Source organism: Geodermatophilus bullaregiensis, assembly GCF_016907675.1.
Taxonomy (GTDB): Bacteria; Actinomycetota; Actinomycetes; order Mycobacteriales; family Geodermatophilaceae; genus Geodermatophilus; species Geodermatophilus bullaregiensis.
On the sequence record NZ_JAFBCJ010000001.1, the window covers coordinates 1325632 to 1338920 of the forward strand.

General features: G+C 76.9%; 9 protein-coding genes. 4 read left to right on the forward strand and 5 right to left on the reverse strand.

The window, feature by feature from the left end:
- Positions 1-120 precede the first annotated feature (120 nt).
- Both JOD57_RS06140 and JOD57_RS06145 read right to left on the reverse strand, forming a co-directional pair.
- Entirely contained in the window at positions 121-1383 is a 1263-nt protein-coding gene (locus JOD57_RS06140; RefSeq protein ID WP_204691082.1) for an MFS transporter, read from the reverse strand.
- A gap of 7 nt (positions 1384-1390) precedes the next feature.
- Entirely contained in the window at positions 1391-2536 is a 1146-nt protein-coding gene (locus tag JOD57_RS06145; RefSeq protein WP_204691083.1) for an acyl-CoA dehydrogenase family protein, read from the reverse strand.
- A 103-nt stretch (positions 2537-2639) separates the two neighbouring features.
- Between JOD57_RS06145 and JOD57_RS06150 the strand changes: the two genes are divergently transcribed.
- Positions 2640-7244 (forward strand): ATP-dependent helicase, encoded by a 4605-nt coding sequence (locus JOD57_RS06150; RefSeq protein ID WP_204691084.1) that lies wholly within the window; start codon positions 2640-2642, stop codon positions 7242-7244.
- Between the two features lie 64 nt (positions 7245-7308).
- Positions 7309-8211 carry a cold shock domain-containing protein gene (locus JOD57_RS27405; protein WP_443667577.1) on the forward strand — a complete coding sequence of 301 codons (903 nt, stop codon included), beginning with the start codon at positions 7309-7311 and terminating at the stop codon, positions 8209-8211.
- Positions 8212-8918: 707 nt separating this feature from the next.
- On the opposite strand, the gene JOD57_RS06170 is transcribed toward JOD57_RS27405, so the two are convergent.
- Positions 8919-9512, reverse strand: a complete 594-nt coding sequence (locus JOD57_RS06170) for an antibiotic biosynthesis monooxygenase (protein WP_204691085.1) — start codon at positions 9510-9512, stop codon at positions 8919-8921.
- Positions 9513-9611: 99 nt separating this feature from the next.
- On the opposite strand from JOD57_RS06170, the gene JOD57_RS06175 reads away from it, so the two are divergent.
- Positions 9612-10466 carry a DNA-formamidopyrimidine glycosylase family protein gene (locus tag JOD57_RS06175; protein ID WP_204691086.1) on the forward strand — a complete coding sequence of 285 codons (855 nt, stop codon included), beginning with the start codon at positions 9612-9614 and terminating at the stop codon, positions 10464-10466.
- A gap of 38 nt (positions 10467-10504) precedes the next feature.
- Here the strand turns inward: JOD57_RS06175 and JOD57_RS06180 are convergent, their stop codons facing one another.
- Positions 10505-11101: a TetR/AcrR family transcriptional regulator gene (locus JOD57_RS06180; RefSeq protein WP_204691087.1), complete on the reverse strand. Its 597-nt coding sequence runs from the start codon at positions 11099-11101 to the stop codon at positions 10505-10507.
- Positions 11102-11208: 107 nt separating this feature from the next.
- On the opposite strand from JOD57_RS06180, the gene JOD57_RS06185 reads away from it, so the two are divergent.
- Positions 11209-12213, forward strand: a complete 1005-nt coding sequence (locus JOD57_RS06185) for a hypothetical protein (RefSeq protein WP_204691088.1) — start codon at positions 11209-11211, stop codon at positions 12211-12213.
- Positions 12214-12267: 54 nt separating this feature from the next.
- Here JOD57_RS06185 and JOD57_RS06190 read toward each other — a convergent pair whose 3' ends face one another.
- On the reverse strand, positions 12268-13128 hold the full coding sequence (locus tag JOD57_RS06190; RefSeq protein ID WP_204691089.1) for a PspA/IM30 family protein: 861 nt from the start codon (positions 13126-13128) through the stop codon (positions 12268-12270).
- Positions 13129-13289 lie beyond the last annotated feature (161 nt).

Below are 13289 nucleotides of genomic sequence, written 5' to 3' on the forward strand. Positions count from 1 at the left end.
CGGCTCGGCCGTCTGGGACACCGTCCTGGAGATCGGCATCGCGCTGTGCATGCTGGTGACGCTCGTCCTGCTCTGGCGCAACATGCGGGGTCGCTGAGCGGCACGCGGGCCGCTGCGCGGTCAGCCCGCCGCCCCCCTCCGCAGCCACACCGCGACCAGCGGCAGCACCAGCGCCGCCGAGACGGCGGCCACCAGACCGAAGCCGCCGAGGGCCAGCAGCGGCCCGCCGACGGCGCCCGCGACGGCGGCGCCCAGGCCCATGAGCAGGTCGGTGCCGCCCTGCGCCGTCGGCCGGACGTCGGCGGACACCGACTCGGTGACGAGGGTGGACCCCGCGATCAGGCCGCACGACCAGCCGAGCCCGAGCAGCAGCAGGCCCGCGCCCAGCCGGCCGGCGGCCTCCGGCGGCGCCGTCCCGGCCAGCGCGGCGGCGGCGAGCAGCAGCCCACCGCCGACCGCCACCGTCGTCCGCCGTCCGGCGCGGTCGGCCAGCAGGCCCACCAGCGGGCTGAACAGGTACATGCCGGCGACGTGCACGCTGATCACCACGCCGACCAGCCGCAGCGTCGTCCCCTCGGGGCCGCCGGCGTGCCCCATGTGCACCGGGGTCATGACCATGACGCCGACCATCACCGCGTGGGAGACCACGACGGCGACCAGCCCGAGCCGGCCGCCGGGGTCGGCCCACACCGCCGCCAGCGCCGCCCGGGTCGCCCGCCGCGGACGGTCCGCGGTGGCGGCCGGGCCGCGGAGCCGGCGGGCCAGCAGCAGCGGGTCCGGGCGCAGCGCGAGCCACAGCCCGGCGGCGACGACGGCGAACACCGCGGCGGAGACGACGAAGCCGCCGCCGAGCGACGGCAGCCCGAGCGCCCGCCCCAGCCCGGCGCCGGGGGCGGCGAGGTTGGGTCCGAGCACCGACCCGACGGTCGTGGCCCAGACGACGAGCGACAGCGCCCGGCCGCGCCGCTCGGGAGCGGCGAGGTCGGCGGCGGCGTAGCGGGCCTGCAGCCCGCACGCGGTGGACGCGCCGAAGGCGAACAGCCCGGCCAGCAGCAGCGGCAGCGACGACAGCGCCGCGGCGAGGACGGTCAGCGCGGCACCGGCGACGGCGACCGCGTACCCGGCGGCCAGCCCCGCCCGCCGGCCGGCCCGGTCCGACAGCCGCGCCAGGGGGACGGCGAGCACCGCGGCACCCAGCACGCCCGCCGTCTGCCCGAGGCCGGCGGCGGCGTCGCTGCCGGCGACCTGGCGGGCGAGCAGCCCGCCGACGGTGATGCCGACGGTCACGCCCAGCCCGCCGAGCGCCACCGCGGCGGACAGGACGCCGACCGTGCGCCGCTGGACCCGCTCGACGTCGAGGGCGGCGGGGACCCCGGTCGTCACGGGCGGCTCACAGTCCCAGCGAGCGGCCGATGATCTCCCGCATGATCTCGTTGGTGCCGCCGTAGATCGACTGCACGCGGGCGTCGCGCCAGGCCTTGGACACCGGGTACTCGTCCATGTAGCCGTAGCCGCCGTGCAGCTGCAGGCAGCGGTCGGCCACCTTGTTCTGCAGCTCGCTGGTCCAGTACTTGGCCATGGCCGCGTCGACGGCGGTCAGCTCGCCGGTGTTCAGCTGCCGCACGCACTCGTCGACGAAGGTGCGCGCGATCGTCGTCTCGGTGTGCAGCTCGGCGAGGACGAAGCGGCTGTGCTGGAAGCTGCCGACCGGGCGGCCGAACGCCGTCCGGCTGCCCACGTACTCGCGGGTCTGCGCCAGCACCGTCTCGCAGGCGGCGACCGCGCCGACGGCGATCGACAGCCGCTCCTGCGGCAGGTTGGCCATCAGGTGGGCGAAGCCGCCGTTCTCCGTGCCGAGCAGGTTCGCGGCCGGGACCCGGACGTCGTCGAAGAACAGCTCCGCGGTGTCCTGTGCCTTCAGGCCCACCTTGTCGAGGTTGCGGCCACGGGTGAAGCCGGGCATCCCGCGCTCGACGACGAGCAGGCTGGTGCCCTTCGCGCCCGGCGCCTCGGGGTCGGTGCGGGCCACCACGATCACCAGGTCGGCGTTGATGCCGTTGGTGATGAAGGTCTTGGCGCCGTCGAGCACCCAGTCCCCGCCGTCGCGGCGGGCGGTGGTGCGGATCGCCTGCAGGTCGCTGCCGGTGCCCGGCTCGGTCATGGCGATCGCGGTGATCAGCTCGCCGCGGCAGAACGCGGGCAGCCACCGCTGCGCCTGCTCCTCGGTGCACAGGTCGCGCAGGTAGGGCGCGACGACGTCGTTGTGCAGCCCGAAGCCGACGCCGCTGGCGCCGATGCGGGTCATCTCCTCGTCGAGGACGGCGTTGTAGCGGAAGTCGCGGACCCCGCCGCCGCCGTACCGCTCGTCGACGTCGAAGCCCAGCAGGCCCTGCTCCCCGCCGGAGAGCCACAGCTCGCGCGGGACGATGCCGTCGCGCTCCCACTGGTCGTGGAAGGGGGCGACGTTCTTCTCCGCCCAGTCCCGGACCATCTGCCGGAAGTCCTCGTGCTCGGCCTCGTGAAGCGAGTGGCGCATGCCCGGCAGTGTGCCGCACGCCACGACCCGGACGGGCGACCCCTGCGCGGGGGCGCGTCCGCGCAGGCCAGCGGACTGTCGTACCCGCGGGGACACTGGACGCGTGCCCGCTCTCGACCGGTTCTCCGAGCCCACCCGGGCGTGGTTCACCGGCGCCTTCGCCGAGCCGACCGCCGCCCAGGAGGGCGCCTGGGAGGCCATCAGCAGCGGCGGGCACGCGCTCGTCGTCGCCCCGACCGGGTCGGGCAAGACGCTGGCCGCCTTCCTGTGGTCGCTCGACCGGCTCACCGCCACCGCGCCGGCCGACGAGAGCCGCCGCTGCCGCGTCCTCTACGTCTCCCCGCTCAAGGCGCTGGCCGTCGACGTCGAGCGCAACCTGCGCGCCCCGCTGACCGGCATCGGCCAGGCGGCGATGCGGCTGGGCCTGCCCCGCCCGGATATCTCCGTCGGCATCCGGTCGGGCGACACCCCGGCCGACGAGCGGCGAGCCTTCGCCCGGCGGCCCACCGACATCCTCATCACGACGCCGGAGTCGCTGTTCCTGCTCATGACCAGCGCCGCCCGCGAGGCGCTGCGCGGCGTCGAGACGGTGATCGTCGACGAGGTGCACGCCGTCGCCGACAGCAAGCGCGGCGCGCACATGGCCGTCACGCTCGACCGGCTCGACGAGCTGCTGGAGCGCCCGGCGCAGCGGATCGGCCTCTCGGCCACCGTCCGGCCCATCGAGGAGGTCGCCACGTTCCTCGCAGGCGGCCGGCCGGTGCAGGTCGTGCAGCCGACGTCGGTCAAGCAGTGGGACCTCTCGGTCGTCGTCCCGATCGAGGACATGAGCACCCTGGGCCAGCCGACCGGGGAGCTGGAGGGGTCGGCGGCCGGCGACCAGCCGCGGACGTCGATCTGGCCGGCGGTCGAGGAGCGGGTGCTCGACCTGGTCGAGGCGCACCGCAGCACGATCGTGTTCGCCAACTCCCGGCGGCTGGCCGAGCGGCTGACCAGCCGGCTCAACGAGATGTCCTACGAGCGGACCACCGGCGAGACCGTCCCGCCGGGCACCAACGCCGCCGCGCTCATGGCGCAGGCCGGCTCCGGCGGTGGCACCCCCGAGGGCTGGCAGCCGGTCGCCGCGGCCCACCACGGCTCGGTCTCCCGGGAGCAGCGGGCGGTCGTCGAGGAGGCGCTGAAGTCCGGGCGGCTGCCGGCGGTGGTGGCGACGTCCTCCCTCGAGCTCGGCATCGACATGGGCTCGGTCGACCTCGTCGTCCAGGTGGAGGCCCCGCCCACCGTCGCCGCCGGCCTGCAGCGGGTCGGCCGCGCCGGGCACCAGGTCGGCGCGGTCAGCCGCGGTGTGCTGTTCCCCAAGTACCGCGGCGACCTGGTGCAGTGCGCGCTGGTCGCCGAGCGGATGAAGGCCGGCGCCATCGAGTCGATCCGCTACCTGCGCAACCCGCTCGACGTGCTCGCCCAGCAGATCGTGGCGATCGTCTCCGAGGGCCCGCGCACCGTCGAGGAGGTCGGCGCGCTGGTCCGCCGGTCCGCGCCGTTCTCCGGGCTGCCCGACTCCGCGCTGCACGCCGTCCTGGACATGCTCGCCGGGCGCTACCCCTCCGACGCGTTCGCCGAGCTGCGCCCGCGGCTGACGTGGGACCGGGTGGCCGACACCCTCACCGCCCGCAGCGGCGCGCAGCGGCTGGCCGTGACCAGCGGCGGCACCATCCCCGACCGCGGGCTGTTCGGCGTCTTCCTCGTCGGCGGCGAGGGGTCCGGCGGGCGGCGGGTCGGCGAGCTCGACGAGGAGATGGTCTACGAGTCGCGCCCCGGCGACGTCTTCCTGCTCGGCTCCTCGTCGTGGCGGATCGAGGAGATCACCCACGACCGGGTGCTGGTCTCCCCCGCCCCCGGCCAGCCCGGGAAGATGCCGTTCTGGCACGGCGACGCCCCCGGCCGGCCGCTGGAGCTGGGCCGGGCGCTGGGCGCCTTCCTCCGCGAGGTCGGCTCGGCGACCCAGGAGGTCGGCCGGGAGCGAGCCCGCGCGGCCGGGCTCGACGAGTGGGGCGCGGCCAACCTGCTGGCCTACCTCGCCGAGCAGAAGGCGGCCACCGGCCACCTCCCCGACGACCGCACGCTGCTGGTCGAGCGCTTCCGCGACGAGCTCGGCGACTGGCGGCTGGTCGTCCACTCCCCCTTCGGCGCCCAGGTCAACGCCCCGTGGGCGCTGGTGCTGGCCGCCCGGCTGCGCGAGCGCTACGGCGTCGACGTCGCCTCGATGCACTCCGACGACGGCATCGTGCTGCGGCTGCCCGACACCACCGGCGAGCCGCCGGAGGCCGACCTCGCCGTCCTCGACCCCGACGACGTCGAGCGCGAGGTGACCGCCGAGGTCGGCAGCTCGGCGCTGTTCGCCAGCCGCTTCCGAGAGTGCGCCGCCCGGGCGCTGCTGCTGCCCCGCCGCGACCCGCGCCGCCGCACGCCGCTGTGGCAGCAGCGCCAGCGCGCCGCCCAGCTGCTCTCCGTGGCCAGCGAGTTCTCCTCCTTCCCGATCACGCTCGAGGCCGCCCGCGAGGTGCTGCAGGACGTCTACGACGTGCCGGGCCTGGTCGAGCTGATGCGCGACGTCCGCTCCCGCCGGGTGCGCGTGGTCGACGTCCAGACGCAGGCGGCCTCACCCTTCGCCCAGTCGCTGCTGTTCGGCTACGTCGGGCAGTTCCTCTACGAGGGCGACGCCCCGCTGGCCGAGCGGCGGGCGCAGGCGCTGGCCCTCGACACCGGCCTGCTCGCCGAGCTGCTCGGCCGCTCCGAGCTGCGCGAGCTGCTCGACGCCGAGGCACTGGCCGAGGTGGAGCGGGAGCTGCAGCGGCTGCCGGCCGAGCGGCACCCGCGCGACGTCGACGGCGCCGGCGACCTGCTGCGGCTGCTCGGCGACCTCACGCCGGCCGAGGCGGCGTCCCGCGGCGTGCCCGCCGAGTGGCTCGGGGAGCTCGTCGCCTCCCGCCGGGCCATCGTCGTGCGGATCGCCGGCGAGGAGCGGCACGTCGCCATCGAGGACGCCGGCCGGCTGCGCGACGCCCTCGGCACCGCGCTGCCGGTGGGGGTCCCCGAGGCGTTCACCGAGCCGGTCGCCGACCCGCTCGGCGACCTCGTCGGGCGCTACGCCCGCACCCACGGGCCGTTCCAGCCGGCCGAGGTCGCCGCGCGGCTCGGCCTCGGCGTCGCGGTGGTCACCGCCACGCTGCAGCGGCTGGTGGGCACCGGCCGGCTGGTCACCGGCGAGTTCCGGCCCGGCGGCAGCGGCCAGGAGTGGTGCGACGCCGACGTGCTGCGCTCGGTGCGCCGCCGCAGCCTGGCCAAGCTGCGCCAGGAGGTCGAGCCGGTGCCGATCGGCACGCTGGCCCGGTTCACGCCGTCCTGGCAGTCGGTGGGCAGCCGGATGCGCGGGGTCGACGGCGTGCTGGCCGTGGTCGAGCAGCTGGCCGGCGCGCTGGTGCCGGCCAGCGCACTGGAGACGCTGGTCCTCCCCTCCCGGGTGCGCGACTACTCCCCGGCGGTGCTCGACGAGCTGACCAGCGCCGGCGAGGTGCTGTGGGCCGGCGCCGGCGGGCTGCCCGGCGGCGACGGCTGGGTGAGCCTGGTGCCCGCCGACCTGGCGCCGCTGCTGCTGCCCGACCCGCTGGAGCTGCCGCAGGAGGGCGGGTACGGCGCCGCCGTCCTCGAGCACCTGGCGGCGGGCCAGGCGGTGTTCTTCCGCGGCCTGTCGGACCTGGTGGGCGCCACCGACGACACCGCGATGGCCGACGTCGTCTGGGACCTGGTGTGGGCGGGCCTGCTCACCAACGACACGCTCGCCCCGCTGCGCACCCGCCTGGCCGGCGGCGGCACGCACAAGCGGCAGCCCGCGCCGCCCCGGGCCCGCGTGGACCGCACCCGCTACGGGCGCACCCGGCTGGGCCGCCCGGCGATGCCCACCCGCACCGGCCCGCCCACGGTGGCCGGCCGGTGGTCGCGGCTGCCCGAGCGCGAGCCCAACGCGACCCGGCGCACCACCGCGCGCGCCGAGGCGCTGCTGGAGCGGCACGGCGTGCTCACCCGCGGCGCGGTGATGGCCGAGCAGGTGCCCGGCGGCTTCTCCGCCGTCTACCCGGTGCTGCGCGCGTTCGAGGAGAACAACCGGGCGCGGCGCGGCTACTTCGTCGAGACCCTCGGCGCCGCGCAGTTCGGCACCCCCGGCTCGGTCGACCGGCTGCGCGCCTTCGCCACGCCCGACCGCGCGCCGGAGGGACCGGTCGTGCTGGCGGCCACCGACCCGGCCAACGTCTACGGCGCCGCGCTGCCGTGGCCCGACCGCACCGGCCCCGCCGACGGGGACGGCGCGGAGCAGGTCGCCGTCGACGTCGGCGAGGGCACCGGCGGGGGGCGGAGGGCCACCGGGCACCGCGCCGGGCGCAAGGCCGGCGCGCTGGTGGTGCTGGTCGACGGCGAGCTCGTCCTCTACGTCGAGCGCGGCGGGAAGACCCTGCTGTCGTGGACCGAGGACGAGACGACCCTCAAGGAGGCCGCGACGGCGCTGTCGGGGGCCGTCGCGGCCGGGGCGCTGGGCCGGATGGTGGTGCAGAAGGCCGACGGCGCCTCGGTGCACGAGTCCACCCCGCTGTCGGCGGCGCTGCAGGCCGCCGGGTTCGCCGCCACCCCCCGCGGGCTGCGGCTGCGCGGCTGACCGGCCCGCCGGCGGTCCCGCGTACCGTTGGCCGACGCACGACGTGAGGGATGAGGGAACAGACATGGCTGCCGGCACGGTCCGCTGGTTCGACGCGGAGAAGGGCTTCGGGTTCATCGAGCCGCAGGAGGGCGGGGACGACGTCTTCGTCCACTTCTCGGCCATCGAGGACACCGGGGGCTTCCGCACCCTCGAGGAGGGCCAGGCGGTCGACTTCGACGCCACCGCGGGCCCCCGTGGTCCGCAGGCCGAGCGGGTGCGGCCCGTCGGCGGCGCCCCGCGCGGCCGCCGCGACGACCGTGACCGGGGGCGCGACGACCGGGGCGACCGGGACCGCGGCGGCGACCGGTACCGCGACGACCGCGGCGACCGCGGCCGCTCGGGCAGCCGCGCCCCGCGGGGCCTCGTCGTCCAGGGCACCGTTGCCCGCTTCGACCCCGACCGCGGCTTCGGCTTCATCGTCCCCGAGGACGTCTTCGTGCACGTCTCCGCGGTGGGCCGCGGCGGCGAGCTGGAGGAGGGCGACCGGGTCGAGTTCGAGCTGGTCGAGGGCAACCGCGGGCTGCAGGCCGAGGCGGTGCGGCTGCTGCCGCCGGCCCGGCGCGGCGGCTACGACCGGCCGGCGCGCGACCGCGGCGACCGCGGCGGCGACCGGGACCGGGGCGGCGACCGGGGCGGTGACCGGGACCGTGGCCGTGAGCAGCGCGCGGCGCCCCGGGGCGGCCGCGGCGGGGACGACGGCGGCGCGCCCGGCGGGTCCGCCGAGGGCACCGTGCAGTGGTTCAACGGCGAGAAGGGCTTCGGCTTCATCACCCCCGACGACGGCGGCGAGGACGTGTTCGTGCACTTCTCCGAGATCGCCGACGACGGCGGCTACCGCGAGCTCGAAGAGGGGCAGCGGGTCGCCTTCACCCGCACCTCGGGCGCCCGCGGCACGAGTGCGACCGGCGTCCGCCCCCTCGGCTGAGAAAGACCCAGACCCTGCTGCGGTAGGGCCGCCACCGCTCGGCGAGCGCCGCGAGCCCGGCCGGCGACGGGTCGGTCAGGCCGTACAGCTCGGCCAGCGAGGCGGTCAGCCGCGGCTCGGCGGTCGGCAGGACGTCGGGCGCCCCGGCGCCGCGGACCACCACCAAGTCGGCGGAGAACGGCCCGATGCCGGGCAGCTCGCGGACCGCCGCGCGTGCCTCCCCGGCCGGCACCGACCGCAGCTGCGCGCGTCGAGCCGGCCGTCCAGAGCGGCCTGGGCCAGGCCGGCCGGCCGGTGCCGCGTGACCTCCGGCACGGGCAGCTCGCCGGCGACGACGCGCAGCCGCTCCGGCGTCGGGAACGCCCACAGCTCGACTCCGTCGACGTCGTGCCGGGTGCCGAACCGCTGCGACAGGCGTTCCTCCACCGCGGCGGCCTGCACGATGGACGAGCGCTGCGGGAGCACCGCGCAGCAGGCCGCCTCGTACGGCGAGCAGAAGCAGACCCGGCGCAGCCCGCGTACCGCGCCGCCAGCGCGGCCACGACCGGGTCGGCTGCGGCGACCGCCGGGAAGTCCGAGCCGTCGACGTCGAGGCCGAGGATGCGCGCCACCTGGTCAGCCAGCCGGTCGGGCACCGCCCCGTCGGTCCCGACGCCGGCTGTCTACGCCGGGGGCGACGCTCCCCGACCGGTTCCGGCGACCGGGGGTCAGCGGCGCGGGTGCAGCCAGCCGCGGAACAGCCGGGTCAGGGCCGGCATGACGACGTAGCCGAGCAGCACCACGACGACGACGGCCGACAGCAGGAGCCGCACCGGCAGCGGCCAGCCCGTGACGTGCGGCGCGACCAGCAGCGAGAAGGCCAGCGTGATGGCGAAGACGGCGGCGACGGTGAGCACGGTCATCCGCCAGCGCGGCCCCGGCCGGGAGGGGGTCAGCGCGGTGAAGAAGGTGTCCAGGCCGGCGACGTGGGCGTAGTCGACGCGGTCGGTCAGGTGCTCGACGCGCTGCAGCGCCGCCCGCCGCTGCGCCGAGCGCTCCCAGCGGGCCAGCGACTCGCCGTCGGCGAAGCGGTAGACCAGGTGGTAGCGGGTCGAGCCCGGGCCGGGGCGCAGCAGGCTGGTGCCCAGGTTGCCCGGGAACTCCGCGGCCATGCCCAGCACCTCGGCGGCCCACCGCTCGAAGGCCTCCCGCTGGTCGGCACGCACGTCGCGGGCGACGGTCACCGTCACCGGCTCCGCGGCTGCGACCACCGCCTCGGGCGCGTCGACCGGGGAGCTCGGGGCACGGTTCCGTCGCTGCACGAGACGCTCAGCACCGCGGCGGACCTGCGCGTTCCCGCCACCGGGGTGACCTGCGCCGCGTCCGCGCGCGGGGTGGGCACGCGGGGGACACTGGAGCGCGTGCCCGAGGGAGACACCGTCTGGCTGGCGGCCAAGCGGATGAACACCGCGCTCGGCGGCGCGACGCTGCGCCGCGGTGAGCTGCGGGTGCCCCAGCTGGCCGCCACCGACCTGAGGGGCCGCACCGTCGCCGAGGTGGTCCCGCGCGGCAAGCACATGCTCACCCGGTTCACCGACGGCTGGACCCTGCGCACGCACTACCGGATGGACGGCAGCTGGCACATCTACCGGCACGGCGCGCGGTGGCGCGGCGGCCCGGCGTTCGCCATCCGGGCGGTGCTCGCGACCGACGAGTGGGAGTGCGTCGGCTACCGGCTGCACGACGTCGCCATGGTGCGCACCGAGCACGAGGACCAGCTCGTCGGCCACCTCGGCCCCGACGTGCTGTCCCCCGACTGGGACCTCGACGAGGCGCTGCGCCGGCTGCGGAGCCACCCCGCCGAGCAGATCGGTGCCGCGATCCTCGACCAGCGCAACCTGTGCGGGCCCGGCAACCTCTACAAGGTCGAGGGCCTGTTCGTCTGCGGCGTGCACCCGTGGATGCGGGTGGCCGACGTCGAGGACCTCCCCGGGCTGGTCGAGCGCACGCGGTCGCTGATGCTCGCCAACCGCGACCGCCCGGAGCAGAGCACCACCGGCGACCTGCGCCGCGGCCGGGACCACTGGGTCTACGGCCGCAAGGACAAGTCCTGCTACCGGTGCGGGACCGCGATCCTGCGCGGCGACCAGGGTCCCGATCTGCAGGAGCGCATCACCTACTGGTGCCCGCGCTGCCAGGCCACCGGCGCCCCCGTGGACCCGATGGCGCGCACCGGCGAGCCCGACCACCCGCCACCGCTGCCCAGCGCCACCTGAGACGGGTCACCCGTACGGGCGCCGCCGGGAGCCACCGCTCATCCCGGCGGGAGCAGGCGCCCCACCGCGGCGGCGTAGCGCTCGGGGTCGAGGTCGCCGAGCAGGGCGTGCTGCAGCACCGCCCCCACGAGCAGCGAGAACAGCGCCTGGCCGAGCGCCTCGGCGTCGGTGTCCGGCGGCAGGTGGCCGGCGTCGCGCCAGTGGGCCACCCGCTCACCCAGCCGCCGGCGGACCATCCCGTAGGTGCGCGTGGCGATGCCGTGGACCGTCGCGTCGCGCAGTGCCTCGCCCCACGCCGTGACCGCCACCCGCGTGTAGTTCGCACCGCCACCGACCGCGATCGGCCACACGCCCAGCAGCACGCCCTGCACGACCTCGGCCGGTGAGCGCCGGCCGTCGGCCAGCACCCCGTCGAGCACGCCCGTCACCGTCTGGATGATCGGCTCGACGACGGCGACGACGAGGGCGTCCTTGCTCGGGAAGTAGCTGTAGACGGCTCCGGCCGACAGCCCCGACTCGCGCACGACGTCGCGGACGGACGTGGCGTGGAAGCCGTCGCGCTCGAAGCAGCGCAGCGCGGCGTCGAGGACCTGGCGGCGTCGGGCGGCGAGGTGGTCGTCGGAGACTCGGGGCACGTCGGCGAGCATAGAGAACGGTCGTCCGTCTTGCATCGCAGGCGCACGAGGTGGACACTCGAACCACCCACTGAACGAGCGTCCGATTTGCAGCTCAGGAGGTCACCGTGACCACCACTCCGCTCCTCTCCTCCCCGCCCGGGCACGCCGGCGCGGAGGCGACCGCCGTCACGCCCTGGCCGCGCGTCGTCGCGCTGGCCGCCGCGGTGGCCGTCGGCCTGACCGTCCTGCTCGCCGCCTTCGCGTGGCCGGCCACCCGCACGGCCCCGCGGGACGTCCCGGTCGCGGTGGTGGGGCCCCCGGTCGCCGTGGAGCAGGTCCGCGCCGCCGTCGAGCAGGCCCAGCCCGGGGCGCTCGACCTGCGGCCCGCGGCCGACCTCGTCGAGGCCCGCCGGCTGGTCGAGGACCGTGAGGTCTACGGCGCCCTCGTGCTCGACCCGGCGGCGCCGCAGGTCGTCGTCGCCACCCAGGCCGGTCCCCCGGTCGCCCAGCTGCTCACCTCCGCGGCCGCCGCTGCGACCGGCGGCGCGGCGGTGCAGGTGGACGACGTCGCCCCGGCCGCGGCGGGTGACCCGCGCGGCGCGGGGCTGGCCGCCGGGGCCCTGCCCATCGCACTGGGCGGCGGGGCCGGCGCGGTGCTCCTGGCGCTGCGGGTGCGCGGCCCGGGACGGCAGGCCGCGGGCGCGGTGGTGCTGGCCCTGCTCGGCGGTCCTGCGGCGGCCGGCGTGCTGCACGGCTGGCTGGGCGCACTGAGCGGGCACCCCGTCGCGGAGGCCGCGGTGCTCTCGCTGGGACTGGCCGCCACGACCCTGGGGGTGCTCGGGCTGGCCGCCGTCGCCGGGCGGGTGGGTCTCGGGCTGGGCATGGCCACCGTGGTCGCCCTCGGCAACCCGCTGTCGGCCGCGGCCGGCGCGCCGGTGCTGCTGCCGGACGGCTGGGCGCAGCTCGGCCAGCTGCTGCCGCCCGGCGCCGTCGTCGCCGCGCTGCGGGCGGTGTCCGGCTTCGGTGGCACGGGTGCCGCCGGTCCGGTCACGGTGCTGACGGCGTGGGCGGCCGGCGGGCTCCTGCTGCTCGCCGTGGGCGCGGTGCGCGGCCGGCGGCGCGCCGCCTGAGCGCCCCGACACACCGGGGGCCGGCCGCGCGCGTGCGCGGCCGGCCCCCGTGTCTCAGGTGCCCTGCTGCCCCGGGCGGTCGGCCGGCTGGACGGCCGGCTGGTCGAACGACTGCTTCTCGAACGACGGGGCGCCCGGGCCCAGGGCCCCGGCGGCGCCGGTGCCGCCCTCGATCGCCTGGCCGCCGGCCTCCTGCCCGCCCATCGCGGCGCGGATCTGCTCCAGTCGCGAGGCTCCGGCGACGTCGAGGGTGGCCTTCTGCACCTCGAGCATGCGGCCCTCGACGGAGGTCTGGGCGAGCTCCGCCTGACCCAGCGCGTTGGCGTAGCGCGCCTCGATCTTGTCGCGCACCTCGGCCAGGCTCGGCGTGTTGCCCGGCGCGGACAGCTCGTTGACCTGGCGCATCGAGGCGGCCACGTGCTCCTGCATCTTGGCCTGCTCGAGCTGGCTCATCAGCTTGGTGCGCTCGGCCAGCGTCGTCTGCAGCCGCATGCGGCTCTGCTCGACCGCCCCGCGGGCCTGCTCGGCGGCCTGCAGCGCCTCGTCGTGGCTGCGCTTGAGGTCCTCCATCGCCTGCTCGGCGGCCACCAGCTGGGTGGCGAAGGCCTGCGCGGCCTGCTCGTACTCGGCGGCCTTGGCCGCGTCGCCCCGGCCGCGCGTCTGATCGGCCAGCACCAGCGCCTGGCGCGCGGAGGCCTGCAGCTTCTCGACCTCCCCCAGCTGCCGGTTGAGCCGCATCTCCAGCTGCCGCTGGTTGCCCAGCACCGCGGCGGCCTGGTTGGCCAGCGACTGGTGCCGCTGCTGCTCGGCCTCGATGGCCTGGGCGATCTGGATCTTCGGGTCGGCCCGCTGGTCGATCTGCGCGTTGGCCGACGCGGTCATGTACCGCCAGAGCTTGACGAACGGGTTGGGCATGGCTCCTCCTGCTCCGGCGCGGTCCGCGCCGCTCGTGGCTCCTCGGGCCGCCGTGGTCGACGACGGTCCTCCCCCGCCATCGTCCCAGGAGGACCGGCACCCCGGCCAACAGGGAGGTTCCCCGTCCTCCCTCCGGGGATCCCCGGGTGCCGGCGGCCGCG